Genomic DNA, 25,972 nt, shown 5'->3' on the forward strand with positions numbered 1-25,972 from the left:
GACCGACAACCTTCTGCCAATCGAGGCGTTGAGCGACTATGACCCTGCAAGCTGCCCCATCGCTCTCGCAAGGCGACAGCGCCCGCGCCCGGGCGCACCGCGCCTGGAAGTCGGCGGACACCGTCAAGCGCCTGTCCGACCGCCTCATCGGCATCGGTCCGTTTGGGCTGGGTCTGGACGGCGTGCTGTCGTGGGTGCCGGTGGTGGGACCGCTGTACAGCATCGGCGCCGGCGGCTTGCTGCTGATCCACGGCCTGCAGGGCGGCGTTTCGATCTTCACCCTGATGCGGATGCTGGCCTATGTGGCCATGGACACCGCCACCGACGCCGTGCCGTTCGCCGGCTCGGTGGTCGACACCCTGTTCCCCGGTCACCTGATGGCCGCCAAGGCGCTGCAGAAGGATATCGAGGCGCGGCATGGCCTGCCCGACGATATCGTGGCGGCGCGGGTGAAGACGAAGCGCGGCAAGGCCAGGCGATAGAGCGGCTTAGTCGACGCTCGGCAGGTCGGCGACACGAACGGTCAGGTCGGGAAAGGCCAGCGGCCTGAATTCGCCGTCCCGATTGACTTGCCGGATCTCGCCGTAGCCCTCCGGCCCCGGTTTGCGATGGACAAGGATCCGCCGGCCAGAGGCGTCGACCACCCAATAGTCGCTCACGCCATAACGCGCATAGAGGGACGCCTTGAGCCCGAGGTCGTAAAGCAGCGAGCTGTCGGCCACCTCGATCAGCAGCAGGACATCGGGGCCCCGCACCGCGTCCACGCGCGTGTCCGTTGAATGGATGAAGATGTCCGGTATGGGGCTAGCGCCTTTTGCGAGCGACAGCGTTCCTTCAACGTGGATGGCGATGTCGTCGGACAGATGGCGGTGCAGAAGCCTTATGAGGATGCGCTTGGCTTCCATGTGCGGAGCGTTTTGCGGCGACATGTCGAGCAGCGCTCCGTCGATCAGCTCCACACGCTCATCGGGATGGAGCGCGCCAAGCTCAACCATAAGGAAGACGTCTTCAAGCGTGAAACGGACCGGTTCGTCAGTGGTCCGATCGACGAAACGGCCATCGATCAGCCCCAGGTCATCATCGGGCGGCAGCAGACCGCCCGCCTGCAGGATGAGGATCTCATCCGGCGTGAAGCGGTGATGGGGCGTCGGCTGCTGGAAGCGGACGGGCGCGTTCATGAGCTGAGGATAGCATAATCACGCGCAACCGCATCGGGGCGCGACGCCCCCTGGCTAACGGATCTTCGGCAGTTCGCCCAGACACAGCGTCAGATGCGGAAAGACCAGCGGGGTGACGGTCTCACGCGCCGCGTGGTGGGTGACGTCGCGATAGACGCCGCTGGCCAGGCTGCGATGGACGATGAGCGTGTCGGCATTGACGTCCACCACCCAATAGTCGCGCACCCCGTGCTGGGCGTAGAGTTCCGCCTTGAAGACCAGGTCGTAGCGAACGGTGGATTGCGCGACCTCGATCACCAGGCCGACATTGGTCCCGGTCACGGAGGCGATCGGCAGGCCGGCATCGTAGAGATAGAGATCAGGATCAGGCGCGTAGGTGGGCGAAAGCCGCAGCGTCGAGTCGATGATCACCTGCACAGCGTCGCCAGCCGTCACCATGAAGTGCTTGGCGATCTGCATCTTCGCCCAGGTATGCGGCGCGCCTTCGGAAGCCATCTCGACCAGGGCTCCATCCACCAGTTCGACGCGGGCGCTCTCATCGAGAATGCCGGCGTCCTGCATGCGCAAAACATCGTCCAGCGTGAAGCGATGCTGCTGCACGGTCTCCAGCGCTCGGGCCAGGGCGTTCATGCGCCCAAGATAGCACGGATTGGCGAGGGGGCTAAGCCGCCGCCCCTTGGGTGTAGCCCAGCTGGACGTTCAGTTTTTCCAGCACCTCGATGGCCGCCTCGGCGATCACCGTGCCGGGCGGGAAGATGCTGGCGGCGCCGGCGTCGAGCAGGGCCTGGAAGTCCTGAGGCGGGATCACCCCGCCGACGACCATGATGATGTCCTCGCCGCCCTGCTTGGCCAGTTCGGCCTTCAGTTCCGGCGCCAGGGTCAGGTGACCGGCCGCCAGGGACGAGGCGCCCACCACGTGCACCCCGGCCTTGATCGCCGCCTCGGCGGCTTCGGCCGGCGTCTGGAACAGCGGGCCGATCTCGACCTTGAAGCCCAGGTCGCTGAAGGCGCTGGAGATCACCTTCTGGCCGCGATCATGGCCGTCCTGGCCCATCTTGGCGACCATGATGCGCGGCGGTCCGCCATGGGCCTCCTTGAACGCGGCGACCATGGCGCGGGCGCGGGCGGCCTTGGGGTCGGCCCCGGATTCCTTGCCATAGACGCCTTCGATGGTCTGGATCACCGCGCGGTGGCGACCAAAGACGTTCTCCATCGCCAGGCTGATCTCGCCGACCGTGGCCTTGGCCCGGGCGGCGTCGACGGCCAGGGCCAGCAGGTTGCCGTCGCCGCGCGCGCCGTCTTCCAGCGCCTGCAGCGCCGCCGCCGTGGCGGCCGGATCGCGCTCGGCCTTCAGGCGGGCCAATTTCTCCAGCTGCTGGGTGCGGACCGAACTGTTGTCGACCTTCAGCATTGGAATGACGTCCTCGACGTCGGGCTTGTAGCGATTGACGCCCACCACGCTCTGGCGATTGGCGTCGATGCGGGCCTGGGTCTTGGCGGCGGCCTCTTCGATGCGCAGCTTGGGGATGCCGCGCTCGATGGCCTTGGCCATGCCGCCGGCGGCCTCAACCTCTTCGATATGGGCCAGGGCCTTCTGGGCCAGATCATAGGTCAGGCGCTCGACATAGTAGCTTCCGCCCCAGGGGTCGGCGACGCGGGTCGTGCCGCTCTCCATCTGCAGGAAGAGCTGGGTGTTGCGGGCGATACGGGCCGAGAAGTCGGTCGGCAGGGCCAGGGCTTCATCCAGGGCGTTGGTGTGCAGGCTCTGGGTCTGGCCGTTCACGGCCGCCATGGCTTCGACGCAGGTGCGCGAGACGTTGTTGAACACGTCCTGCGCCGCCAGCGACCAGCCAGAGGTCTGGCTGTGGGTGCGCAGGGAGAGCGAGCGATCGTCCTTGGGCTCGAACTCCCGCTTCATCAGCCGCGCCCAGAGCAGGCGGGCGGCGCGCATTTTCGCGACTTCCATGAAGTAGTTCATGCCGATCGCCCAGAAGAACGACAGGCGCGGCGCGAAGACATCGATGCTCATGCCCGCCGCGACGCCGGCCCGGGCATATTCGATGCCGTCGGCCAGGGTATAGGCCAGCTCCAGGTCGGCCGTCGCCCCGGCCTCCTGCATGTGATAGCCGCTGATCGAGATCGAGTTGAACTTCGGCATGTTGGTCGAAGTGTATGAAAAGATGTCGGAAATGATCCGCATCGAGGGCGCGGGCGGATAGATGTAGGTGTTGCGCACCATGAATTCTTTGAGGATGTCGTTCTGGATCGTGCCCGACAGCTTGTCGGGGGAAACGCCCTGTTCCTCGGCGGCGACAATATAGAGCGCCAGGATCGGCAGCACCGCGCCGTTCATGGTCATCGACACGCTCATCTTGTCCAGCGGGATACCCGAGAAGAGGGTGCGCATGTCCAGGATCGAGTCGATGGCGACGCCCGCCATGCCGACATCGCCCTTCACCCGCTCGTGGTCGCTGTCATAGCCCCGGTGGGTGGCCAGGTCGAAGGCCACCGACAGGCCCATCTGGCCGGCCGCCAGGTTTCGCCGGTAGAAGGCGTTGGAGTCCTCGGCGGTGGAGAAGCCGGCATACTGCCGCACGGTCCAAGGATTGGTGACGTACATGGTCGGGTAGGGGCCGCGCACATAGGGCGCGACGCCCGGATAGCCGCCGGTGAAGTCCAGGCCCTCGACATCGTCGGCGGTGAAGGCCGGAGCGACATCGACGCCTTCGGGCGTGTGCCAGGCCTCGCCATCCGGCGCGGCGGCTGTGGCGACTTCGGTGAAGTCGAGGGTGGTGAAGTCCGGGAACTTGGTCATGGCTCAGGCTCCCTCAAAGGCGGCGGCGAAACGGATGGCGGGCAGGGACGGGCAATGGCTGTCGGGTCCCGGCAGGCGCGGGTCTGGGCCCTCCACAGCGAAGGCCGACGGATCGACTCGCTCGACCTCGGCGGCTTTGTCGTCGGCGTTGGGGAAGACGGTCACGCCCAGGATCTTGCGGCTTTTGTCGGCGAAGGCGGCCTCTTGCGCAGCGCGGCTGATGGCCACCGCGCCGGCGATCTGGCTCAACTCCAACGCCTTGATCACGCCCCCAGCGGCCTCAATGGCCTGGAAGGCCTTCCAGGCCGCGTGAGCGATCTGGTCGGTCAGGCTATCCAGATACCAGGACCCGCCGGCCGGATCGGCGACGCGGCCCAGATGGCTCTCTTCCATCAGCACCAGCTGGGTGTTGCGGGCCTGGCGGCGGGCGAAGGTGGTCGGCAGGCCGATGGCGTCGGTAAAGGCGCCCAGCACCACGACGTCCGCGCTGCCGACGGCCCCGGCGAACCCGGCCGAGGTCAGGCGCAGCAGATTGGTCCAGGCGTCCTTTGTGGTCAGCATCCGGCCCGAGGAGCGGGCCTCGATGCTGGCCGCAACGCTGACCCCGCAGGCCTGGGTCAGTCGCGCCCACAGGGCCCGCGCGGCGCGGACCTTGGCGACGCCGGTGAAATATTCGCCGTCCAGGCTGACGCCCAGCACGATGCGCCCGAACGCCTCGTCCATCGACAGGCCCGAGCGCACCAGGGCCTTGGCATAGGCCAGGGCGCTGGCCGTCATCAGCGCCAGTTCGTCGACATTCGAACCGCCGGCCTCGTGCGCGGCGCGGCCGGTGGCCAAAAACAGGCTGGCTTTGGCGTAAGTGGTCGCCAGGCGGGCGCCCACCGTGGCAGCGTTGAAGACGTGGCTCTCGATCGGGCCCGGGCTGACGCCGGTCTGGGCGAAGACGGTCAGGGGATCCATGTGAAAGGCCATCGGCGCATTGGGCGCGGCCTTGGCCAGGGCGCCCAGCCAGTCGGCGGCCTTGGGCCCCAGATAGCCGGCGTCCAGGGCGACCGGGGCCAGGTCGATCAGCACCTTGTCCAGCGCCCTGGCCATATCATCGGCCGAGCCGATCGCCACGCCCGTCACGCCCGCCGGATCGACCGCCAGCAGCACCGAGGCCGCGCCGTTCTCCAGGTCGACCAGAATATCGCTCGCCGCGCGGCTCGGATCAGGATGGGCGGCGCGCATGCGCAGGTCCCAGGGGCGGTCGGCGTCGCGCGGGCGCAGGTCGCGGGCGACGGCGACGCCGTCCGCGGCGGTGTAGAGCGGCTGGATCGTCAGGCCGTCGGGCGTCGTGACGGTCAGCGCCTCGTCGAAGCTCTGGCCTTTCAGGGTCTTCTCGACCAGCGCCGACCAACGGGCCCGAACCGTCGCATCGTCCTGGACCGGAAAATCATCGGCCAAAGGCGTCAGGGCCTGGGTCAAGGCGTCTCTCTCCTGCGGTGCAGCATTTTTGGTTTTCGACGGTGATGCGCCCCTGCCGTTAGGGCCGTCAAGCCTTGCGCCGGATGCGAACGCGCGTTTAAGCTAACGCCGTTTACATGCGCGGCGCTGAACGCCGCCCTGAGGGAGCCGTCTTTCCATGGCCTTGCCGCCGATCCTGCGTGACCGTCTTCGCCTGCCGGTCATCGCTTCTCCGCTCTTCATCATCAGCAATCCCGACCTGGTGATCGCCCAGTGCAAGGCGGGTATTGTCGGCTCGTTCCCGTCGCTGAACGCCCGCCCCATCTCGCAACTGGACGAGTGGCTGCACCGCATCACCGAGGAACTGGCCGCCTACGACCGCGCAAACCCCGACGCGCCGTCGGCCCCGTTCGCCGTCAACCAGATCGTCCACCGGACCAACAACCGGCTCGAGGAAGACGTCGAGCTGTGCGTGAAACACAAGGCGCCGATCGTAATCACCTCGCTGGGTGCGCGCGAAGACCTCAACGCCGCGATCCATTCCTATGGCGGCATCACGATGCATGACGTCATCAACGACAAGCACGCCCACAAGGCGATCGAGAAGGGGGCCGACGGCCTGATCCCGGTCGCGGCCGGCGCGGGCGGCCATGCCGGCACGCTGTCGCCCTTCGCCCTGATCCAGGAAATCCGCCAGTGGTTCGACGGGCCGGTGGCCCTGTCGGGTTCGATCGCCTCGGGCCGCTCGATCCTGGCCGCCCAGGCCATGGGCGCCGATCTGGCCTATATCGGCTCGGCCTTTATCGCCACGACCGAAGCCAATGCGGCCCAGGCCTACAAGGAGATGATCGTCGACAGCCATGCCGACGACATCCTCTATTCCAACCTGTTCACCGGCGTGCACGGCAACTATCTGCGGCCCTCGGTGGTCAAGGCCGGCATGGACCCCGAGAACCTGCCGGTCAGCGACCCGTCGGCGATGAATTTCGGGTCGGGCGGCAACCAGGAAGCCAAGGCCTGGCGCGACATCTGGGGCTGCGGCCAGGGCATCGGCGCCATCGATGCGGTGCTCAGCGCCGGCGAACTCGTCGCCAAGCTCTCGCAAGAGTACGAGCAAGCCAAGGCCGAACTGGCCGCCAAGACGGCGCTGACTTCGGGCCACCATCTGGCCTTCGCGGCCGAGTAGCGACACGCTGGAGCGGGGACGGGACGGGGATCGACCACGGTCGGTCCCCGGCTCTGACAGCCGGGCGATCCTAGGACGAGTTCAACGTCCTTGAGGTTCCCCGATGTTCGACGAAACCACCCCGCGCCTGGGCTTGCCCTATGTGGTCGCCGCCCAGGCCCAGAAGCACATCCCCATCAATGAAAGCCTCGCCCGGCTGGACGGTCTGGTCCAACTGGCGGTCGAGAGCCGTGCGGTGGCCGCACAGCCCGCTAGTCCGGTCGCCGGCGGCGTCTGGATCCTGCCCGCCGGCGCGACCGGCGCGGTCTGGGCCGGGCAGGCGGCCGGAACCCTGATGCGGTTCGAGGCTGGCGTCTGGGAGGCCCTGGTCCCGGCCGAGGGCGTCCTGGCCTGGGTCAAGGACGAGAACCAGATGGTCGCCCATGACGGCCTCGTCTGGACGCTCCTGTCGACCACCTTCAAGAGCCTCACCGCCGCCGCCTCGCCGGGCTTGGCCAATACCCGGCTCGAGATCCGCGAGGAGGAAACCACGCTGGCGGGCGCGACCACCTCGACGGCGATCGTCATCCCGGCGCGGTCCATCGTGCTGGCGGTCTCGACCCGGACGACTGTCGCGGTGACGGGGGCCACGTCCTACAATTGCGGTGTGGCGGGCGACGCCAGCAAGTTCGGCGGTTCGCTGGGCGCGGCTAGGAACAGCAGCAACATCGGGGTGATCGGACCGACGGCTTACTACGCCGATACGCCGGTGCTGCTGACCTCGGCGGGTGGCAGCTTCACCGGCGGCAAGGTCCGGGTGGCGATCCACCTGCTGCGGTTTGATGCGCCGGCGGGGGTTTAGCTTTTTCCTCCCCCGTGAAACGGGGGAGGGGGACCACGAAGTGGTGGAGGGGGCGTTCCGGAGCCGCGAGGCCCCCTCCGTCACGTCGCGTATCCGCGCCGCGACACCTCCCCCGTTTCACGGGGGAGGAGGAATTGACCCAGACATCCCAAGCCGCTAAACGCACCCCACCTTTGGGGAGTAGCCGCCCGCACCGATCAGCGGGCCCCGCCGTCAACACACTTGGATCTCCGGATCCATGGCGCGGGGAGGGAAGCTATCATACGCTTCCATGGCGAGACCAATGGCGCCGATATCCTCCCGGGCTGGGTGGGACGTCGACGCTATTGGCATGCGCCCGGCCCGGAAGGTTATCAGCACTGATGGAAGCTCTCCTCGTTTCGGCCCTGGTCGTCGCCATCGCCGAGATCGGCGACAAGACCCAGCTTTTGGCCATTATCCTGGCCACGCGGTTCAAGAAGCCCGTGCCGATCATCCTGGGCATTCTGGTCGCCACTCTGGCCAATCACGCCCTGGCGGCGACGGCCGGCTACTGGGTGTCTGATTTCTTGAGCGGCAAGTGGTTCCAGTGGGCCATCGCCCTCTCGTTCATCGCCATGGCCGCCTGGGCGCTGATCCCCGACAAGGCCGATGACGAGGAGGGTTCGGGCGCAGGCCGTTATGGCGTGTTCCTGACCACCACCATCGCTTTCTTCCTGGTGGAGATGGGCGACAAGACCCAGATCGCCACGGTGGCCCTGGGCGCCAAGTTCCACAGCATCTTCTGGGTCGCCGCCGGCACCACCCTGGGCATGATGCTGGCCAACATCCCGGCGGTCTATCTGGGCGAGGCGGCGACCAAGGTCGTGCCGCTGAAATATGTCCGTATCGGCGCTGCGGTGATATTCTTGGGGCTGGGCGTCTGGGCGGCGGTCGAGGCGTCCGGCCTGTTGAAATAGTCGTCAAAAACCTTGTCATCCCGGCCGCAGCGAAGCCGAGAGCCGGGACCCAGGGGGCATCGCTTTGCGCCGGCCCCTGGGTCCCGGAGAGCCTCTGCGAGGCTTCCGGGATGACAAGGTTTTTCGAGGCGCTATGACAGGAACACGCAAGGAGCCGCGCCCTTTCATGACTTCCGACGATCCGAACCTGCGCGGCTGGGAATTCTGGATCGATCGCGGCGGCACCTTCACAGATATCGTCGCGCGGCGTCCCGATGGCGCACTGCTGACCCACAAGCTGCTGTCGGAAAATCCCGAGCACTATGCCGATGCCGCCGTGGCCGGCTTACGCGCCCTGCTGCCGGCAGGCGCGAGCATCGACGCGGTCAAGATGGGCACCACGGTGGCCACCAACGCCCTGCTGGAGCGCAAGGGCGAGCCGACCGTGCTGGCGATCACCGCCGGTCATGCCGACGCCTTGCGCATCGGCTATCAGGCCCGGCCCAGGCTGTTCGACCGCCATATCGTCAAGCCCGAAGCCCTCTATGACCGCGTTGTCGAGATCGACGAGCGGGTCAGTGTCGAGGGGCAGGTGCTGCGTCCTCTGGATGAAGTCGCCGCGCGGGCGGGGCTGCAGGCCGCCTTCGACGCCGGCTTCCGGGCCGTGGCGATCGTGCTGCTGCACGGCTTTCGCTTTACCGATCACGAGGCCCGCGTCGCCGCCATCGCCCGCGAGATCGGCTTCTCCCAGGTCTCGGTCAGCCACGAGGTCAGCCCGCTGATGAAGCTGGTCGGACGCGGCGACACCACGGTGGTCGACGCCTATCTGTCGCCGATCCTGCGCCGCTATGTCGACCGGGTGGCCGGCGAGTTGGGCGACGATACTCGGCTGCTGTTCATGCAGTCCAATGGCGGCCTGACCGATGCGCGGGCCTTCCGGGGCAAGGACGCCATCCTCTCCGGGCCGGCCGGGGGCGTCGTGGGCATGGCGCGGACGGCGGCCCAGGCCGGGTTCGAGCGCGTGATCGGCTTCGACATGGGCGGCACCTCCACCGATGTCTGCCACTATGCCGGCGAGTACGAGCGGGCCTTCGAGACCGTGGTGGCGGGCGTGCGGATGCGCGCGCCGATGATGAACATCCACACCGTCGCCGCTGGCGGCGGCTCGATCTGCAGCTTCGACGGCGCGCGCCTGCGGGTGGGACCGGCCTCGGCCGGCGCTGTGCCCGGGCCCGCCGCCTATCGGCGGGGCGGCCCGCTGACGGTCACCGACTGCAATGTCATGCTGGGCAAGTTGAGGCCGGAATTCTTCCCCGCGGTGTTTGGCCCTGGCGCGGACCTGCCCCTCGATACCGAGGCGGTGGTTCACGGCTTCGACACCCTGGCCGCCGAAATCCTGGCGGCGACCGGCGAGGCCATGAGCTCCGAAGCGATCGCCGAGGGCTTCCTCACCATCGCCGTCGAGAACATGGCCAAGGCCGTGCGGCAGATCTCAATCCAGCGCGGCTATGACGTCACCCGCTATGTGCTGGCCTGTTTCGGCGGCGCGGGCGGACAGCACGCCTGCCTGGTGGCCGACGCTTTGGGCATGACCAAGGTGATGATCCACCCCTTCGCCGGGGTGCTCAGCGCCTACGGCATGGGTCTGGCGGATCTGCGGCTGATCCGTGAGGCGACGGTCGAGCGGCCGCTGACGGAGGCGGCCGCGGATCTCGTCCACCAGGCCACGGCCCTGTCCGTCGAAGCTGAGCGCGCCCTCCGCGCTCAGGCCGTGCCGGTCGCCTCGGTCGAGACCGTGGCGACCCTGCGCGTGAAATATGCCGGGACGGATACGCCGCTGGTCGTGCCCCTGGCCGACGAGGGCGGCGTGCGCGCGACGTTCGAGGCGATGCACCAGCGGCGCTTTGGCTTCACCTCACCCAGCACGGCCCTGGTGGTCGAGACGCTGTCGGTGGAGGCCATCGGCCATGCGGACGCCGGCGCGGCGCCGGATCTGGGCGCCGGTGCGTCGGGCGAGCCGGAGGCGCTGAGCACGGTCGAGGTTCGCATGGCCGGGCAGGCCAGAGCGACGCTGGTGTTTGACCGCGAGGCCCTGGCTGTCGGCGCCGAAGTCAAAGGTCCCGCTATCATTCGCGAGGCCACGGGGACAACGGTGGTCGAGCCCGGTTGGCGCGCCGCCGTCGATCCTCACCTGAACCTGATCCTCGACCGCATCGAGGCCCTGCCGGCCCGCCGCGCCATCGGCACAAAGGCCGATCCGGTGATGCTGGAGGTGTTCAATAACCTGTTCATGGCCGTGGCCGAGGAGATGGGCTTCGCGCTGCAGAACACCGCCTATTCGGTCAACATCAAGGAGCGGCTGGACTTCTCCTGCGCCCTGTTCGATCGCGACGGAAACCTGATCGCCAACGCCCCGCACATGCCGGTGCATCTGGGCTCGATGGGCGACAGCGTGCGGGCGATCCGCGAGGCGCGGCAGAGCGATGGACGCGGCATGAAGCCGGGCGACGTCTATATGCTCAACGCGCCCTACAAGGGCGGCACCCACCTGCCGGACGTCACCGTGGTCATGCCGGTGTTCGACGCGGCGGGAGCCCTGCTCTTCTACGTCGCCGCGCGCGGGCACCAGGGCGACATCGGCGGGATCACGCCCGGCTCGATGCCGCCCAATAGCCGCACGGTCGAGGAGGAGGGGGTTCTGATCGAGAATTTCCTGCTCGTTGAGGGCGGGCGGTTCCTGGAGGCCGAGACCCGCACCCTGCTGGCCTCGGGTAAATGGCCGGCCCGCAATCCCGACCAGAACATCGGCGACCTCAAGGCCCAGATCGCCGCCTGCGCGCGCGGGACCGAAAGCCTGACAGGTTTGGTCGCCGAGTTCGGCCAGGACGTGGTCGAGGCCTATATGGCCCATGTGCAGGACAATGCCGAAGAGGCCGTCCGCCGCGTGCTGGCGACGCTGAGCGACGGCGCCTTCGCCTATGAACTGGACGACGGCAGCGTGGTGAAGGTGGCGATCACCGTTGATCGTGAGGCCCGCACCGCCCGCGTCGACTTCACGGGCTCCAGCGATCAGGTCCCGACCAATTTCAACGCTCCGGCCTCGATCTGCCGGGCGGCGGCGCTGTATGTGTTCCGCACCCTGGTCGACGACGAGATCCCGATGAATGACGGTTGCCTGCGACCCGTGCAGTTGGTCATTCCCGAGGGCTCGATGCTGCGGCCGCGCTATCCGGCGGCGGTGGTGGCGGGCAATGTCGAGACCAGCCAGGTCGTGGTCGACGCCCTTTACGGCGCGCTCGGCGTCATGGCCGGCGCGCAGGGTACGATGAACAACTTCACCTTCGGGGACGAGCGGCGGCAATATTACGAGACCATCTGCGGCGGCTCGGGCGCGGGCCCCGATTTTGACGGAACCGACGCCGTCCAGACCCACATGACCAACAGTCGCCTGACCGATCCAGAGGTGCTGGAGACTCGCTATCCGGTGCTGGTTGAGGCCTTCTCGATCCGGCGCGGTTCGGGCGGTGCAGGCCTGCATCACGGCGGCGACGGCGTGGTGCGCAAGATCCGCTTCCGCGAACCCATGACGGCCACCCTGCTGTCCAATCGCCGCCGTGTGCCGCCGTTTGGGCTTGAGGGCGGCATGACGGGCGCTCTGGGCAAGGCGCGGGTGGAGCGGGCGGACGGGACGGTCCAGCGCCTGGCGGCCACCGATCTGGTCGAGGTCGGGGCCGGCGACGCCATCATCATCGAAACGCCCGGCGGCGGGGGTTGGGGCCAAGCGTGAGTCGGTTTTCAGTTCTGTTCGTCTGCCTGGGCAACATCTGTCGCTCGCCCCTGGCCGAGGCCGCCTTTCGCGCAGAGGCGCAGCGCATAGGGCTGGAGGTCGAGATCGACTCCGCCGGCACCGGCGGCTGGCACAAGGGCCATCCGCCCGACCGCCGCGCCATCGCCGTGGCGCGCCAGCACGGCGTCGATATCAGCGGCCTGCGGGCCCGGAAGGTCACGGCCGAGGACTTCCGCCGCTTCACCCACATCCTGGCCCTGGACCACGACAATCTGAAGAGCCTGCGCGGCCTGCGGCCCGTGAACGGCGCGGCCGAACTGGGTCTGTTGCTCGACCATGCCGAGGGTCTGGAAGGTCAGGCCGTCGCCGATCCGTACTATGGCAATGCGGCGGGCTTTGAGGTGACCTGGCGCCAGGTCGAGGCGGCGGCCCGGGGGCTGGCGGTAAGCTTGGCGGCGCTCTCGAAATAGGCAAAGGCTAGCCATCTCCGCGCTGACGCGCGCCTGCCCACAGGGAGCAGGATGTATCGCCAATGGGTTTGCTTCCAGAAGATTTGTCATCCCGGACAAGCCTGGCGAAGCCGGGCGCCGATCCGGGACCGACCCGGAACGCGGCGCTCAGGCGTCGGTCCCGGATCTTCGCGCTGCGCGCTCGTCAGGGATGACAGCCGTTTTGATCCTATACGATAGCCTCTGCCCCGGGGGAAAGACGATCGCGCAGCGATCCGTAGGAGGCGTGACTAGGATCCCCTGGTCGCCCGCTTCTCCAACAACAGCAGCGTCAGCGCCACCAGGAACCCGAAGACCAGCAGCAGGGCGGACAGGCGGTGCGCTTCGTTCCAGCGCAGTTGCTCGACCAACTGGAAGATCTCGACCGACAGCACCTGGGTCTGGCCCGGAATGCCGCCGCCCAGCATCATCACCACGCCAAATTCACCGACCGTATGGGCGAAGGCCAGGATGGCGGCGACGGCGTAGCCTGGCAGGGCCAGGGGCAGCGCTACGCGCAGAAAGCTTTCCCACCGCGAAGCGCCCAGGGTGGCGGCGGCCTCCAGCGGTTCGTCGCCCAGGGCGATGAAGGCGTTGCGCAGAGGCTGAACGGCGAAGGGCAGGGAATAGATCAGAGAGCCGATCACCAGGCCCTGGAAGGTGAAGGCCAGGGTGCGGACGCCGAACGCCTGTAGCGGCGCCATCAGCACGCTGTGGGGGCCAAGGGCGATCAGCAGATAGAAGCCCAGCACCGTCGGCGGCAGCACGATCGGCAGGGCCACGATCGCCCCCACCACCGGCTTCCAGCGCGAGGGACTGCGGGCCAGCCACCAGGCCAGGGGGGTGGCGAGCAGCAGCAGCAGGATCGTGGTGATCCCGGCCAGCTTAAGGGTCAGCCACAGCACCGACAGCATGGTCAAGGCGCCGCGTAGCCGTAGTCCCGGATGACGGCCTTGGCCTCCGGGCTTTTCAGGAAGGTCATAAAGGCCCTGGCGGCGGGGTTTGCGGCGCCGGACTTCAGCAGCACGGCCTGCTGGTCGATCGGGGTGTGATCCGTGGCGGGAACCACCCAGCGCGAGCCGCCGGGTTCGTGGATCACCTGCGACAGGGCCACGAAGCCCAGCTCGGCCGCACCAGTCTGCACATACTGATAGGCCTGGGTGATCGACGCGCCGGTGACGATCCTGGCCTTGAGGCCGTCATAGAGGTTTCGCTTGCTCAACGTCTCAACGGCGGCCTGGCCATAGGGCGCGGAGCGGGGATCGGCGATCGCCAGCTTCTCAAACCCGCCCTTGGCCAAAACCGCGCCCTTGGCGTCGACCAGGCCGGGCGTCCTGCTCCACAGCACAAGCCGGCCCGTGGCGTAGGTGAAGCGCGCGCCCGCCACCGCCAAACCTTCGGCCTCCGCCTTTTCAGGGCGCTCGGCGTCGGCCGACAGGAACACCTCGAACGGCGCGCCGTTGGCGATCTGGGTGTAGAACTGGCCCGAGGCGCCGAAGCTGAGGATCGCCTTGTGGCCGGTCCGGGCCTCGAAGCGTGCGGCGATCACCTTGGCCGGTTCGGTGAAGTTGGCGGCGACCGCCACCCGGGTCTCGCCCGCCAGGGCCGGGCCGACTCCGAGCCACCACAAAGCGATGGCGGTGATCAGGGCGCGGCGAGCGAACATGCGAGACCTTCCGACTTGGAGTCGATGATGAACCAGCGTTATGTAGCAAGACTACATAACGCTGTCCCGTCTGATCCGGAGCGCCCATGTCCCTAGACGGCGAACTCAGCGCCTCTCTCGTTCTGCGCCGGGGCGCCCTGGCCCGGGTCGGGCTGGAGCGCATCGCCCTTCTGGAAGCGGTGGGCGAGCAGGGCTCGATCACCGCCGCCGCCAAGGCCCTGGGGCTCAGCTACAAGGGCGCTTGGGACGCTGTTCAGGCGCTGAACAATCTGTTCGACGGGCCGCTGATCGCCGCCAGCGCCGGCGGCAAGGCGGGCGGCGTCGCAACGGTCACCCCCCGCGGTCATGCGGTGATCAAGGCTTTCAGGGCGGTCGAGCGCGAGATCGGCGCCGCCCTTTCGCGGCTCGAGGCGGGACTGGCTCTGGCTCCGGAACAGGGGCTGGGCGATCTCTTCTGGAGTCTGGGCCTGCGGACCAGCGCTCGCAACGCCCTGCGCGGCACGGTGGCGCGGATCGGGGAGGGGGCTGTGACAGTCGAGATCGCGCTATCCTTGGGCGACGGCGTCGAGATTGTCTCGATCATCACCCGACATAGCGCCGAGGCGCTGAACCTGACGGTGGGCAAGCCGGCCATCGCCCTGATCAAGTCCAGCTTCGTCAGCCTGGCGGGCGATTTCGCCTCTACGCCAAATCGGCTGCGCGCTGTCGTCGCCGAGCGCGAGGATGGCGAGGCGACCAGCGAGATCGGCCTCACCCTGAGCGCCGGCAAGACCCTGGTCGCCACCTTGACCCGGAAGGAGGCCGACGCCCTGAGGCTATCAATCGGTCAGAGCATCACCGCGGTCATCGAACCGTCCGACGTCATCCTGGCTGTCGAATAGCGGCCCTCGGGATGCAGGGCGACCTGGCTCCAGAGCCTAACGCTAAAGCATCGTGCGGAAAAGTGGGCGCCGGTTTTCCGCAAGAACGATGCGAAAACAAAAATCTAGAGCAAGGCGCGTGAGTCCGATTTCACGCGCCTTGCCTTAGGCCGGCGCCAGCGCCGCGATGCGAGCCTTGCGCTGCGCTTCCAGCTCCGGACGTTGCGCCATCAGGTCTCGGTAATAGGCCTGGCGCAAAGGGATCTGATGCGCGTGCATGCGGCTGGACTTTACATAGTCGAGACCGCGCTCGCGGCGGGCTCGCACCTGGTCGTGATCCCCGGCCAGATCGAGCAGGGCCTTTTTCCATTCGTCGGGGGTGTTGGCGAACACCCCGATGTCGAGATGTTCGGGCGCGTCGGCATAGACGACGGGGGAACAGATCGGCACGACGCCGGCCGCGCAGCACTCGATGAACTTGAGATCCGATTTCAGCCGGTTGAAGGGCGTATCGGCCAAGGGCAGCAAGGCCACATCACAACCGGCCAGGGCCTCCATATAGGCCGCGTGGGGCAGCGTCGGATGGAACACCTTCTTCACGTGCCCGGGCAGGGCCTTGTAGAAGGCTTCGTCGTGAACCACCACGAACTCGATGGTCTTGGCCAGCGACTTGGCGGCCGAGATGATCGCCTCTGACAGCCCGGCCCAGTCCTTGCCGCGATTGAGCGCGCCGAAAAACACCTTGAGACGCTTACCGGACTTCGGCGTGGCCGGTTCGATCCAAGGCAGTTCGGCGATGGCGTTGGGAAAGACCGCCACATTGGGGTTCCACTGACGGATCATGGCCGCCAGAGGCTCGGTGCTGACCGTCACCGCATGTACGCCACGATAGGCATTGAAGTTGGACTTGACGAACTGCGGCCAGTGATGCGGATCATCATCAATGTCCGAGGTGATCGTCCATCCGCGGTCGATCAGGCTGTCGACCAGGGTATTCATCGGCCCGCCATTGAGGAACTGGCGATGCAACATGAAGACGCCGGGCGGCCAGGCGCGGGGCATCGAGACGGATCCCTCGCCCCAGGAGACGCGGGCGCCTGGCATGCTGGCGAGCGCGGTCAGCGGGTGATCGACCCGCGCCTCGGTGACGCCGGCGATCTTCTTCATGCCCAAGCCGACCACCGTGGTGGCCTCAGGCGCCGGGCCGTTGATCGCCTTGATGATCCACTGGAACGCCGACAGGTCGCGCCGCAGATTTTCGGGGGATACGCCCAGGGTTTCGGCGATGGGCCCAAAGGCCTTGATGGCGGCGTCTGTCTTGTCGGGCCACAGGACACGCGGCGTTGCGTCCAGGACGGTCCAGCCGGCCTTTTGGAACATGTCGATGGCCGACGCGCGTGTGAAGAATCGCAGGTGGGTCCGGTCCAGCAAGCCCTGGTCGGCATAGGTCCACTGCCCCTGCACCTGCTGCACGAGCAAGGACCAGTGCGAGACATTGGGAATACAGGTCACGCAAACCCCGCCGGGGCTGGTGCGCGCGCGCAGATCCGACAGTACGGTCCAAGGCTCGCGCAGATGTTCCAGGACGTCGCCGAAGATCAGGGCGTCGAAGGTCTCATCGGCCCTGGCGGCATCCAGCGCGGCCCTGACCGTGTCCTGCTCGATATCCCCGACGATGACCTGGTCCATGACCTTGGCTGCGTCGCGCGCCGCGTCCTCGAACAATTCCAGGCCGAAATAGCGGGCGTCCGGATTGCGGGCCAGATAGGCCTCGGCGAACCGGCCCGTTCCACAACCGGCCTCCAGCACCCGCTTACGATCCAGCGGAATGGCCCTGAGAAGCTCGGGATTGACGTTGCTGTAGTAGGCCATGGTTCCGGTCGATCGTGTTGGGGTCTCTGAAACCAGGCGAAAATACCGGCGGCGCTGAAAGAAGCTAGGGCCGGCGTCGAAATCCCCCAAGCTCTAGCAAACTCAGCCGGTCGCGACACTGATAAGGGCGACGGGCGCGTCCGAGATCGAGACCTCAAGGCGGCCAGTCGTCTTACTAAAATCGATGGGATGGGCGTAGGTCGGTCCCAAACCCCTTTAAGGGTTTGGGACCGATGGTGCCACGACAGGGACTCGAACCCTGGATCTCAGCCTTAACAATAAGCCATTTATACTTTGACAATTTTGTACTATGTTTCATATTCATTGATTTTATTGAAAAATTAGATTTGGAATTCTTCCCATACGTTCCTGCATGTTTCCATAAATTCTTTGTCGTCGCTTATTCCGCGCTTACGCGTCGCGACCCAGCCTTCTCTGGTAGGCTTCTCCGCGGCGGGCCTTTTTCTCAGGAAAGGGCATGAAAATGCGTGATCGTACGAAATTGACCCTTCGCTTTGTCAAGGGGCTTGTGCCGCAAAAGAAGGACCATTTCGCCTGGGACAGCGAGGTCGTCGGCTTCGGCATCAAGGTCAGCGTGGGCGGCCATAAGAGCTACGTCCTGCAGTATCGGCACGAAGGGCGCAGTCGCCGATACACGATCGGCCCGCACGGATCGCCGTGGACGCCTGACACCGCCAGGACCGAAGCCAAAAAGCTTCTCGGCGCGGTAGCGAGTAGTGTTGATGTACAGAGCGAGAAGACCGAGCGTCGATCCGGTCTGACCGTCGCGGAGTTGTGCGACCTGTACGTTTCCGTGGGTTTGGCGACGAAGAAGCCGACCTCCGTCGAAGCGGCGCGCTCCGCCTTCGACAATCACGTCAAGCCGCTCCTGGGTAATCGGAAGGCGGAAGGCATTACCCGGGCGGACATCGAGAAACTGCTGATTGATGTGTCCAAGGGCATGACGGCCAAACGCGCGAACGGACGAAGAAAGCGGGGCCTGTCGCGCGTTCGGGGCGGTCAAGGCGTGGCCAACAGTGTCGTTCGCAAACTTGGATCCGCGTTTGACGTCCGAGAAAGCTGCGCTGTGATCCCACGTGACGATGGAGGTCGCCCGGCGGCATCCAAGCTCATGGCCTGGCCTTGACGACACGCCCTCTCAGCGACGTGGCGCGTTACGGCAAGCTCGACGGCAACCAAAAGCCTCCAGCGTTGTTCTAAGCTTGAGTGTTTTTCCCAGGGGGGACGTCATGGACGATCACGACAAGAAGACCTTCGAACGCGACCTGATCGCCCTGATCCCGCACTTGCGCGCCTTCGCCCGCTCGCTGTGCGGCGACGCGACCGCCGCCGACGACCTGGCGCAGGACGCCGTAGCCAAGGCCTGGGCCAGCCGCGGCAGCTTCACGATGGGCACCAACATGAAGGCCTGGACCTTTATGATCCTGCGAAACCAGTTCTATTCCGAGAAGCGCCGCAGCTGGCGCGCGGTAGGTCTGGACCAGGAGACCGCCGAGCGGACCCTGGTGGCCAACACCAATTTCGACAGCAGCATTGCCCTGGACGACCTGCGCCAGGCGATGATGATGCTCCCCGAAAACCAGCGGGAAGCGCTGATCTTGATCGGAGCCGGAGGCTTCAGCTACGAAGAGGCGGCGGAGGTGATCGGCGTCGCCGTCGGCACGGTCAAGAGCCGCGTCAGCCGCGCCCGCTCCGACCTCGTCCGCATCTTCGAGACCGGCGACTACGACCGCGACGGACTGCCGGTGCACGAGGCCATGGGGTCGATGCTGAAGGCCCTAGAGCGCCTGGCGGCTTAAAGGGGCAATCACGCGCATCCCCACCGCCACTCGGACAAAGAAAGCCGACAGCACGGTCCGACACCTTGGCATTGAGGCCGATGGCGCGCTGGCGATGTGTGAACAGATCGACCTTTAGCCTATCAGCCCAACAGCTGTTGAGGCGGCCCGATAGTGGGGCGCGCCTTCGGCCGAAGGTCGCGTTCCTGGAGTCGCGCCAAGGTCAGCTCCTGGCGCTTCCACGCCACCACATTGGCTCCTCGTGCCGATTCACATCACTTTTTCGAGCCGGAACATTCCCGCGTCTTCGGCGTCGGGTTCGTCATGAGGGTCATGCGGATCGGGATGCCGCATGTTGTAAAACTCGACAATCTTGAAGCCGCACCGGTTCACGTAGAAGTGGATATTCCGCCGTTCGAAGTATGGCGTGCGGGTCTCCCATAGGCGCGTCTTGGGGTAGCGCCGCTCGATGGCTTGCCAGGCCTGTTGCCCTATCCCGCGCGAGTGCTCGCGCGCGAGGACGAACAGGAAATCGAGGCTGTTGCGACCTGTCACCTCATCAATGGCCACGATCGCTCCGCCAACCAACCTTCCATCGGCGAGAATATCCAGGGCCACCGCGCCAGGCGCGTCGAGAGACCGCGCGATGTCGTCGTCAGACGGAATAGGATCGCCAATTTCGCCGAACGCGTCGACAGCGGCCGATGAGAAGGTCGCCTGCAAATCCGCCTTGAAGCGCCCCCGTTCGGCGCCGGTGAGGGCGTGAAGCGTGACGCAGGCCTTGGGCTGTTCGTCGATGCGGACCTCTTCATCAGGATGGTGACCAGCGTCAGTGCGATCAGGTTGTTGGCGGGGGGCCGAGGCAAAGGGGGCGTGGCTTTTCTACATCGCGTCGCCGGATGAACCCTGGGACGTGAGCGAGAGCGGAACCAGCAAGGGCAGGGCGATCTCGAAGATGGAGCCGATATTTGGCGCAGGCCTGCAACGCGCTTCGCCGCCATGGGCTTCGGCGATCGCCTTGACCACGGCCAAGCCCAGCCCCGAACCGAGCGTGTTGGTCGAAGCGCGTCGGAATCGGTCGAAGATCTTGGTGGCCAACTCGGGATCCACACCAGGCCCGACGTCCGTGACACGCAGCACCGCCACGTCGCCGTCGGTCGCGGCTTGGCAGACGAGCGGCCCGCGCGAGGCGTGTCGCCGGGCGTTGTCCAGGAGGGCCAGCAGCGCCTGGTGCAGCCGGGCCGGATCGGCCCGGACCATGGTGCTGGAAGTCGTCCATTCGGGCGCAAAGCCGGCGTCGCGGAGCGGCGCGTCCATGCTCAGGCGCACGGTATCGACCACCTGAGCCAGATCGAGGGGCGCATGCTCGATCATCAGGTGGCCGCTCTCGGCCAGGCTGACAACACGCAGGTCCTCGATTAGCTTGGCCAGGGCATCGACCTGAGTCATGAGGGCCGACAGCAGGCGGTCGTCCAGGCTGAAGACGCCGTCCATGGCCCCCTGAAGGCGGCCGCGCAGGACGGTGACCGGGGTTCGCAGCTCGTGGGCGATGGCCGCGTTCCAGAACCGCTCGTCGTCGGCCGCCAGTTGAAGCCGTTCGGCCATGGCGTTGAAATCGTCGGCCAGACTGACCAGCTCGGTTGGGGTATTGGCTTCGACGTTGGCGCGGGCGGACTGTTCGCCTGCGGAGATGCGACGCGCGGCGGCGGACACGGCGGTGATCGGCGCGACCAGGCGACGGCTGAGGCTGCGCGCCGCGCCGGCCGCCAGCACGACGCTGCAGGCGCCGAACACGACCATCGCCGCGTAATCGATCGGCAGGAAGGCGCCGTCTTGCTGCTGTTTCTGCGCGTCGGCGGTGACGAACAGGGCATAGACCACCACCCAGCCAATCACCGAGATGGCTAGGCCACCCAGTCCGACCAGGCTCATATAGAGCATGACCTTGCGCTGGAGACCCGTGGGCTTGCTCATCGGCTGGTCATCAGCTTGTAGCCGACGCCGCGCACGCCCTGCACAAGGCCGTCCGCACCTGCGTCCGCCAACTTCTTGCGCAGTTTGCTCAGGTGGCTGTCGATGGTCCGCTCCAGCACGTTGTCGCCGGTCAGGCAGGCGTCCAGCAGGTCAGCGCGCGTAAATACCCGCGAGGGCTGGCGGGCCATGAACGACAGTAGCCGGAACTCCGTCAGCGTCACGTCGAGCGGTCGCCTGAGGCCCGCGGCCGTTATCGTCACCGTGTAGTCCTGGGGATCGATCTCCAGCGGACCGACCCGCAGGATCTTGTCGTCGCCGCGACCGGCCGTACGCCGCAGGACCGCGTGGGTCCGCGCCACCACCTCGACCGGATTGAACGGCTTGATGACATAGTCGTCGGCGCCGGAGCGCAGGGCCTGGATCTTGTCGAGGTCCTGGTCTAGCGCCGTCACCATGATCACCGGCGTCGCGCCGCGCGAGCGCAGCTCCCGCAGCACCGACCAGCCGTCGAGGCGAGGCATGGTGACGTCAAGGATCACGACGTCGGGCTTGAGCGCCGCGTGCAGTTCCAGGGCCGTCACGCCGTCGGCGGCCCAGACCGTGCGGAAGGCCTCGCGTTTGAAATAGCCGTCGAGGATCTCGGCGATGTCGCGATCATCCTCGGCGATGAGAACCAGTTCGTTCATGTCGGCGAGCTTAGGCGGTTTTGGCCACGAGCCAACCGCCCGCCGCCGGCCTGAACGGCGCCTACACACAACCTCCATCGTGGCTCCATTTCCACACGCCGCCTCCACGCTATCGCGATCCCGCGTCCGCAGGAGCGTGTGAAGAGCCGCTGCTTCGCGTCTGGACCGGCGCGCGTGCAGTGGAGAGTCGAATGTCGTCGTCCCTACGGATCCTTGTTGCAGCTGGCGTCGCGGCCACGCTGTCGGCGTGCGGCGGTAAGGTCGGGGAGGCCGATCAGGTCGGATCACGACCCGAGGTCGCCGTCGCGCCGGTGGTCATGGGACCGGTGAGTCTGACCGACGACCTGCCGGGCCGGGTACTGGCGGTGCGCACCGCCGAGATCCGTCCGCAGGTGGGCGGCATCGTCCTGCGCCGTCTTTTCACCGAGGGCGGGGAGGTGAGGGCTGGCCAGCCGCTATTCCAGATCAACCCGGCGCCGTTCCGCGCCGACGCCGACAGCGCCCGGGCCGTCATGCAACGCGCCGAGGCGACCCGCGATCAGGCCCGGGTCCAGGCCGAGCGTCTGAAGCCACTGATCGATGTCGACGCCGTCAGCCGTCAGACCTACGACAACGCCGTGGCAGGGCTTCGCCAGGCCGAGGCCGATGTCGCCGCCGCCCGCGCGGCGCTTGCTCGCCGACGCCTTGACCTGGACTTCGCCACCATCCGCGCGCCGATCGCCGGCCGTATCGGGGCGGCGGCGATCACCGAGGGCGCGCTGGTCAGCGCCGGTGACGCCACGGCCCTGGCGGTCGTCCAACAGTTGGATCAGGTGCATGTCGATGTCCGACTGCCTGTTGAGCGCCAGCAAGCCCTGCAGGCGGCCGGCCCGGCGCGGGTCGAAATCCTGAACAGCGACGGCGCGCCGATGGGCTTGAGCGGACGCGTGCTGTTCTCTGAACTGCTGGTCGACTCCGGCACCGGCGATGTCCGGGTCCGGGTGCTGGTCGACAATCCCGCCAAGAGGCTGCTGCCGGGGCTGTTCGTGCGCGTGCGCCTGCCGCGGGGGCCCGAACGGATCATGGCGCGCGTCCCGCAACAGGCGGTCGCCTTCGCGGACGGGCGGGCGCAGGTCTTGGTGATCGACCCCAGCGGCGCCGCCGCGCTCCGCCCGGTCACCGTCGGTCCCGTTATCGATGGCCATTACGTGGTCACCAGCGGCCTCGCCCGAGGTCAGTCGGTCGTCGTCGAAGGTCGTGACCGCGTCATGCCCGGCCAGGCCGTGAAGGCCACGGCTTGGGCGCGCCCCGCCGCCGCGCGCTGATCAAGAGGATCTTCGATGCCCCAGTTCTTCATCCAGCGCCCGGTCTTTGCCTGGGTCCTGGCGCTCTTCATCATCCTGGCCGGCCTCTTGGCCCTGCCACGCCTGCCGATCGCCCGCTTTCCGTCTGTCGGGCCGCCCAGCGTCTCGATCATGGCCAGCTATCCGGGCGCGACCACCCAGACCCTGACCGACAGCGTCATCGCGCCGATCGAGCGCGAGCTCTCCAGCGTCAAGAACCTGCTCTATTTCGAGAGCTCGGCCGACACCTCCGGATCGGCGAGCATCACCGCCACCTTCCGCTCGGGGACGCGCACCGACATGGCGCAGGTGGACGTGCAGAACCGCCTAAAGGCGATCGAGCCGCGACTGCCTCAGGCCGTTCGCCAGGCGGGCGTGGACGTCGAGTCCTCTTCGGCCGGCTTCCTGCAGATCGTCGGCCTGGTGTCGGATAGCGGCGGGCACGACGAGGCCGAGCTGGGCGACGTCATGGCCCGCAACCTCGTCGAGGAGCTCAAGCGCGCGCCGGGCGTCGGCCGCGTGCAGAACTTCTCGGCCGAGCGCGCCATGCGCGTCTGGATCGATCCCCAGAAGCTGAGCGCCTTCAATGTCAGCATGGCCGAGGTCGCTGCGGCCATCGCCGTCCAGAACACGCCGATTGCGCCGGGCCGCCTGGGCGATCAGCCCGCGATCAAGGGCCAGATGGTCACCGTGCCCCTGACCGCCTCGGGCCAGCTCCAGAGCGCCGAGGAATTCGCCGCCGTCACACTGCGCGCCAATGCCGACGGATCGCGCCTGACGCTGGGCGATGTCGCCCGCGTCGAATTGGGTCAGCAGAGCTATTCGTCCAAGTCGCTGTTCAACGGCAAACCCGCCGCGCTGGCGGCGATCCAGCTGGCGCCCGGCGCCAACGCCGTGGCCACCGCCGACGGCGTGCGCAAGCGCCTGGCCGAGTTGCAGGCGAGCCTGCCGTCTGGCGTGAAGCCGATCGTCGCCTACGACACCGCGCCGTTCGTGAAGGTGTCGATTGAAAAGGTGCTGCACACCCTGGTCGAGGCCATGGTGCTGGTGTTCCTGGTGATGTTCGTCTTCCTACAGAACGTTCGCTACACGCTGATCCCGGCCATCGTCGCGCCGATCGCGCTTCTGGGCACGCTGGCGGTCATGCTGGTCGCCGGCTTCTCGATCAACGTCCTGACCATGTTCGGCATGGTGCTGGCGATCGGCATCATCGTCGACGACGCCATCGTCGTGGTCGAGAACGTCGAGCGGATCATGGCGACCGAGGGGCTCTCGCCCAAGGCCGCGACCCAGAAGGCGATGAAGGAGATCACCGGCGCGGTGATCGCCATAACCCTGGTGCTGGCGGCGGTGTTCATTCCGATGGCGTTCGCGACGGGCGTGGTCGGCGGCATCTATCGCCAGTTCAGCCTGGCCATGGCGGTGTCGATCCTGTTCTCGGCCCTGCTGGCCCTGTCGCTGACGCCGGCCCTGTGCGCGACCCTGCTCAAACCCGTCGACCCGGGGCGCCATCAGAAGGGCGGCGTCTTCGGCTGGTTCAATCGCCGCTTCGAGCGCTTCACCGAGGGCTATGCCGGCTGGGTCGGAAAGCTGGTGCGGCGCACGGGACGGACGATGGCGGTTTTCGCCGTCGTGCTCGCCCTGCTGGCGGTGCTGTTCGTGCGCCTGCCAAGCGCGTTCCTGCCCGACGAGGACCAGGGTAGCTTCATGACCATGGTCACCTTGCCGGCCGACGCGACGGTCGAGCGGACCCAGGCCGTGCTGGATGGCTTCGAGGCGCACTTGAAATCGCGCCCGGGCATCCTGGACAATACCTCGATCATCGGCTTCGGCTTCAGCGGTTCCGGCCAGAACGCGGCCATGGCCTTCACCAACCTGGTCGACTGGAAAGAACGAAAGGGCGCGACCGTCCAGCAGGAGCTGGAGGCCGCTAACGGCGCGATGGCCAAGGTCAAGGACGGGACCGTCATGGCCCTGAATCCGCCGGCCATGGAGGACCTGGACTCGACCTCGGGCTTCGCCATGCGCCTGCAAGACATCCGCAACCAAGGACCCGCCGCCCTGGCGGCCGCGCAGGCCAAGCTGCTGAAGCTGGCGGCCGCCAGCACCAAGGTGGTTGGCGTCTATGCCGACGGCCTGCCCGACGGCGCCAGCATCGATCTGAAGATCGATCGCCAGAAGGCCGAAGCGATGGGCGTCTCGTTCGAGGAGATCAACAACACCCTGAGCGCCGCCATGGGCTCGTCCTACGTCAACGACTTCCCCAACGAGGGGCGCCTGCAGCAGGTGATCGTCCAGGCCGACCCCAAGGCGCGGATGCAGATCGACGACGTGCTGGGGCTCTATGTCCGCGGCCGGGCGGGCGATATGGTCCGGCTGTCGACCTTCGTCACGCCGCAATGGGCCCAGGTCTCGCTGCAGATGGTCCGCTACAATGGCTATCCGGCGGTGCGGATCGCGGGCTCGGCCGCCCCGGGCGTGTCCAGCGGCGTGGCCATGGCCGAGATGGAGCGGCTGGCCGCTCAACTGCCGCCGGGGTTCTCGGTGGTCTGGACCGGCCAGTCGATGGAAGAACGCCAGAGCGGCGCCCAGGCGCCGATGCTGCTGGCGTTGTCGATGCTGGTCGTCTTCCTGGTCCTGGCCGCCCTCTATGAGAGTTGGTCGATCCCGCTGTCGGTCATGCTGGCCGTGCCCCTTGGCGTGATCGGCGCGGTGGCGGCGACCCTGCTGCGCGGCCTGCCCAACGACGTGTTCTTCAATGTGGGACTGATCACCATCATCGGCCTGTCGGCCAAGAACGCTATCCTGATCGTGGAGTTCGCCAAGATGCTGCGCGAACAGGGGCAGGGGCTGCTGGAGGCGACGGTCATGGCCGCGCGCCTTCGCCTGCGCCCGATCATCATGACGTCGCTGGCCTTCACCCTGGGCGTCGTGCCGCTGGTTGTCGCCCGGGGCGCCAGCGCGGCCACCCAGCACTCGATCGGCACGGGCGTCTTCGGAGGCATGATCGCCGCGACCTTCCTGGCGATCTTCTTCGTTCCGGTCTTCTTCGTCTTCGTCCTGACGGGCGTGGAGAAGCTGGTCGATCGCATCCGTCGCCCGCGCGGCGCCACGGCGTCGAGCCAGGAGGCTTGA

The 25,972-nt window shown here is 67.0% G+C and carries 21 protein-coding genes and 1 riboswitch; of the genes, 11 read left to right on the forward strand and 10 right to left on the reverse strand.

The window, feature by feature from the left end:
- The first annotated feature begins 38 nt into the window (after window positions 1-38).
- Window positions 39-482, forward strand: coding sequence for a DUF4112 domain-containing protein (locus tag ACW18B_RS09350; RefSeq protein WP_492051313.1), 444 nt, complete (start codon window positions 39-41; stop codon window positions 480-482).
- Window positions 483-488: 6 nt separating this feature from the next.
- On the opposite strand, the gene ACW18B_RS09355 is transcribed toward ACW18B_RS09350, so the two are convergent.
- Genes ACW18B_RS09355 through ACW18B_RS09370 form a run of 4 tightly spaced genes read right to left on the reverse strand, consistent with a single transcriptional unit; the run spans window position 489 to window position 5,448 of the window.
- Window positions 489-1,178 carry a Uma2 family endonuclease gene (locus ACW18B_RS09355; RefSeq protein WP_492051314.1) on the reverse strand — a complete coding sequence of 230 codons (690 nt, stop codon included), beginning with the start codon at window positions 1,176-1,178 and terminating at the stop codon, window positions 489-491.
- 54 nt (window positions 1,179-1,232) lie between these two features.
- Complete coding sequence (locus tag ACW18B_RS09360; RefSeq protein WP_492051315.1) at window positions 1,233-1,808, reverse strand: Uma2 family endonuclease; 576 nt, start codon at window positions 1,806-1,808, stop codon at window positions 1,233-1,235.
- 31 nt (window positions 1,809-1,839) lie between these two features.
- Window positions 1,840-3,993 carry a methylmalonyl-CoA mutase gene (scpA, locus tag ACW18B_RS09365; RefSeq protein ID WP_492051317.1) on the reverse strand — a complete coding sequence of 718 codons (2,154 nt, stop codon included), beginning with the start codon at window positions 3,991-3,993 and terminating at the stop codon, window positions 1,840-1,842.
- A gap of 3 nt (window positions 3,994-3,996) precedes the next feature.
- Window positions 3,997-5,448, reverse strand: a complete 1,452-nt coding sequence (locus ACW18B_RS09370) for a methylmalonyl-CoA mutase subunit beta (protein WP_492051664.1) — start codon at window positions 5,446-5,448, stop codon at window positions 3,997-3,999.
- Window positions 5,449-5,617: 169 nt separating this feature from the next.
- Here ACW18B_RS09370 and ACW18B_RS09375 point away from each other — a divergent pair, with 169 nt between their 5' ends.
- The 5 genes from ACW18B_RS09375 (at window position 5,618) to ACW18B_RS09395 (ending at window position 12,640) form a co-directional block, all read left to right on the forward strand.
- Window positions 5,618-6,625: an NAD(P)H-dependent flavin oxidoreductase gene (locus tag ACW18B_RS09375; protein WP_492051319.1), complete on the forward strand. Its 1,008-nt coding sequence runs from the start codon at window positions 5,618-5,620 to the stop codon at window positions 6,623-6,625.
- Window positions 6,626-6,728: 103 nt separating this feature from the next.
- Complete coding sequence (locus ACW18B_RS09380) at window positions 6,729-7,466, forward strand: DUF2793 domain-containing protein (RefSeq protein WP_492051321.1); 738 nt, start codon at window positions 6,729-6,731, stop codon at window positions 7,464-7,466.
- 163 nt (window positions 7,467-7,629) lie between these two features.
- Window positions 7,630-7,739: riboswitch (yybP-ykoY riboswitch) on the forward strand.
- Between the two features lie 89 nt (window positions 7,740-7,828).
- Entirely contained in the window at window positions 7,829-8,404 is a 576-nt protein-coding gene (locus ACW18B_RS09385) for a TMEM165/GDT1 family protein (protein ID WP_492051322.1), read from the forward strand.
- 166 nt (window positions 8,405-8,570) lie between these two features.
- The gene (locus ACW18B_RS09390; protein WP_492051324.1) at window positions 8,571-12,170 is read left to right on the forward strand and encodes a hydantoinase B/oxoprolinase family protein; all 3,600 of its coding nucleotides are present in this window, start codon (window positions 8,571-8,573) and stop codon (window positions 12,168-12,170) included.
- Complete coding sequence (locus ACW18B_RS09395) at window positions 12,167-12,640, forward strand: low molecular weight protein-tyrosine-phosphatase (RefSeq protein ID WP_492051325.1); 474 nt, start codon at window positions 12,167-12,169, stop codon at window positions 12,638-12,640. The genes ACW18B_RS09390 and ACW18B_RS09395 overlap by 4 nt, the downstream gene beginning before the upstream one ends.
- 269 nt (window positions 12,641-12,909) lie before the next feature.
- On the opposite strand, the gene modB is transcribed toward ACW18B_RS09395, so the two are convergent.
- Window positions 12,910-13,572 carry a molybdate ABC transporter permease subunit gene (gene modB / locus ACW18B_RS09400; RefSeq protein ID WP_492051666.1) on the reverse strand — a complete coding sequence of 221 codons (663 nt, stop codon included), beginning with the start codon at window positions 13,570-13,572 and terminating at the stop codon, window positions 12,910-12,912.
- Window positions 13,573-13,574: 2 nt separating this feature from the next.
- Window positions 13,575-14,324, reverse strand: a complete 750-nt coding sequence (modA, locus tag ACW18B_RS09405) for a molybdate ABC transporter substrate-binding protein (protein WP_492051327.1) — start codon at window positions 14,322-14,324, stop codon at window positions 13,575-13,577.
- 86 nt (window positions 14,325-14,410) lie between these two features.
- On the opposite strand from modA, the gene ACW18B_RS09410 reads away from it, so the two are divergent.
- Window positions 14,411-15,205: a TOBE domain-containing protein gene (locus ACW18B_RS09410; protein ID WP_492051328.1), complete on the forward strand. Its 795-nt coding sequence runs from the start codon at window positions 14,411-14,413 to the stop codon at window positions 15,203-15,205.
- A 144-nt stretch (window positions 15,206-15,349) separates the two neighbouring features.
- On the opposite strand, the gene ACW18B_RS09415 is transcribed toward ACW18B_RS09410, so the two are convergent.
- The gene (locus tag ACW18B_RS09415; RefSeq protein ID WP_492051329.1) at window positions 15,350-17,056 is read right to left on the reverse strand and encodes a methyltransferase domain-containing protein; all 1,707 of its coding nucleotides are present in this window, start codon (window positions 17,054-17,056) and stop codon (window positions 15,350-15,352) included.
- Window positions 17,057-17,534: 478 nt separating this feature from the next.
- On the opposite strand from ACW18B_RS09415, the gene ACW18B_RS09420 reads away from it, so the two are divergent.
- Together ACW18B_RS09420 and ACW18B_RS09425 are read left to right on the forward strand one after the other, a co-directional pair.
- Window positions 17,535-18,203 carry an integrase arm-type DNA-binding domain-containing protein gene (locus tag ACW18B_RS09420; protein WP_492051331.1) on the forward strand — a complete coding sequence of 223 codons (669 nt, stop codon included), beginning with the start codon at window positions 17,535-17,537 and terminating at the stop codon, window positions 18,201-18,203.
- A 103-nt stretch (window positions 18,204-18,306) separates the two neighbouring features.
- Window positions 18,307-18,876 carry a sigma-70 family RNA polymerase sigma factor gene (locus tag ACW18B_RS09425; RefSeq protein WP_492051332.1) on the forward strand — a complete coding sequence of 190 codons (570 nt, stop codon included), beginning with the start codon at window positions 18,307-18,309 and terminating at the stop codon, window positions 18,874-18,876.
- Between the two features lie 249 nt (window positions 18,877-19,125).
- On the opposite strand, the gene ACW18B_RS09430 is transcribed toward ACW18B_RS09425, so the two are convergent.
- From ACW18B_RS09430 to ACW18B_RS09440, 3 genes are all read right to left on the reverse strand, one after another.
- Window positions 19,126-19,578: a GNAT family N-acetyltransferase gene (locus ACW18B_RS09430; RefSeq protein ID WP_492051333.1), complete on the reverse strand. Its 453-nt coding sequence runs from the start codon at window positions 19,576-19,578 to the stop codon at window positions 19,126-19,128.
- A 159-nt stretch (window positions 19,579-19,737) separates the two neighbouring features.
- A complete protein-coding gene (locus ACW18B_RS09435) occupies window positions 19,738-20,829 on the reverse strand; it encodes an ATP-binding protein (protein ID WP_492051334.1) in 1,092 nt (363 codons plus the stop codon).
- Window positions 20,826-21,515 (reverse strand): response regulator transcription factor, encoded by a 690-nt coding sequence (locus tag ACW18B_RS09440; protein ID WP_492051335.1) that lies wholly within the window; start codon window positions 21,513-21,515, stop codon window positions 20,826-20,828. The genes ACW18B_RS09435 and ACW18B_RS09440 overlap by 4 nt, the downstream gene beginning before the upstream one ends.
- A 191-nt stretch (window positions 21,516-21,706) precedes the next feature.
- Between ACW18B_RS09440 and ACW18B_RS09445 the strand changes: the two genes are divergently transcribed.
- Window positions 21,707-22,819: an efflux RND transporter periplasmic adaptor subunit gene (locus ACW18B_RS09445; protein ID WP_492051336.1), complete on the forward strand. Its 1,113-nt coding sequence runs from the start codon at window positions 21,707-21,709 to the stop codon at window positions 22,817-22,819.
- 15 nt (window positions 22,820-22,834) lie between these two features.
- The gene (locus ACW18B_RS09450) at window positions 22,835-25,972 is read left to right on the forward strand and encodes a multidrug efflux RND transporter permease subunit (protein ID WP_492051338.1); all 3,138 of its coding nucleotides are present in this window, start codon (window positions 22,835-22,837) and stop codon (window positions 25,970-25,972) included.

The sequence above is a fragment of the Caulobacter sp. FV2ps19 genome (assembly GCF_058681035.1).

Bases quoted from the DNA above. Each gene is read 5' to 3' on its own strand.
- ACW18B_RS09385 (WP_492051322.1), top strand. From the start codon at position 7,829: ATGGAAGCTCTCCTCGTTTCGGCCCTGGTCGTCGCCATCGCCGAGATC.
- modB (WP_492051666.1), bottom strand. From the start codon at position 13,572: ATGCTGTCGGTGCTGTGGCTGACCCTTAAGCTGGCCGGGATCACCACG.
- ACW18B_RS09425 (WP_492051332.1), top strand. From the start codon at position 18,307: ATGGACGATCACGACAAGAAGACCTTCGAACGCGACCTGATCGCCCTG.
- ACW18B_RS09420 (WP_492051331.1), top strand. From the start codon at position 17,535: ATGAAAATGCGTGATCGTACGAAATTGACCCTTCGCTTTGTCAAGGGG.
- ACW18B_RS09445 (WP_492051336.1), top strand. From the start codon at position 21,707: ATGTCGTCGTCCCTACGGATCCTTGTTGCAGCTGGCGTCGCGGCCACG.
- ACW18B_RS09380 (WP_492051321.1), top strand. From the start codon at position 6,729: ATGTTCGACGAAACCACCCCGCGCCTGGGCTTGCCCTATGTGGTCGCC.
- ACW18B_RS09355 (WP_492051314.1), bottom strand. From the start codon at position 1,178: ATGAACGCGCCCGTCCGCTTCCAGCAGCCGACGCCCCATCACCGCTTC.
- ACW18B_RS09375 (WP_492051319.1), top strand. From the start codon at position 5,618: ATGGCCTTGCCGCCGATCCTGCGTGACCGTCTTCGCCTGCCGGTCATC.
- modA (WP_492051327.1), bottom strand. From the start codon at position 14,324: ATGTTCGCTCGCCGCGCCCTGATCACCGCCATCGCTTTGTGGTGGCTC.
- ACW18B_RS09360 (WP_492051315.1), bottom strand. From the start codon at position 1,808: ATGAACGCCCTGGCCCGAGCGCTGGAGACCGTGCAGCAGCATCGCTTC.
- ACW18B_RS09410 (WP_492051328.1), top strand. From the start codon at position 14,411: ATGTCCCTAGACGGCGAACTCAGCGCCTCTCTCGTTCTGCGCCGGGGC.
- ACW18B_RS09350 (WP_492051313.1), top strand. From the start codon at position 39: ATGACCCTGCAAGCTGCCCCATCGCTCTCGCAAGGCGACAGCGCCCGC.
- ACW18B_RS09435 (WP_492051334.1), bottom strand. From the start codon at position 20,829: ATGAGCAAGCCCACGGGTCTCCAGCGCAAGGTCATGCTCTATATGAGC.
- ACW18B_RS09415 (WP_492051329.1), bottom strand. From the start codon at position 17,056: ATGGCCTACTACAGCAACGTCAATCCCGAGCTTCTCAGGGCCATTCCG.
- ACW18B_RS09390 (WP_492051324.1), top strand. From the start codon at position 8,571: ATGACTTCCGACGATCCGAACCTGCGCGGCTGGGAATTCTGGATCGAT.
- ACW18B_RS09450 (WP_492051338.1), top strand. From the start codon at position 22,835: ATGCCCCAGTTCTTCATCCAGCGCCCGGTCTTTGCCTGGGTCCTGGCG.
- ACW18B_RS09440 (WP_492051335.1), bottom strand. From the start codon at position 21,515: ATGAACGAACTGGTTCTCATCGCCGAGGATGATCGCGACATCGCCGAG.
- scpA (WP_492051317.1), bottom strand. From the start codon at position 3,993: ATGACCAAGTTCCCGGACTTCACCACCCTCGACTTCACCGAAGTCGCC.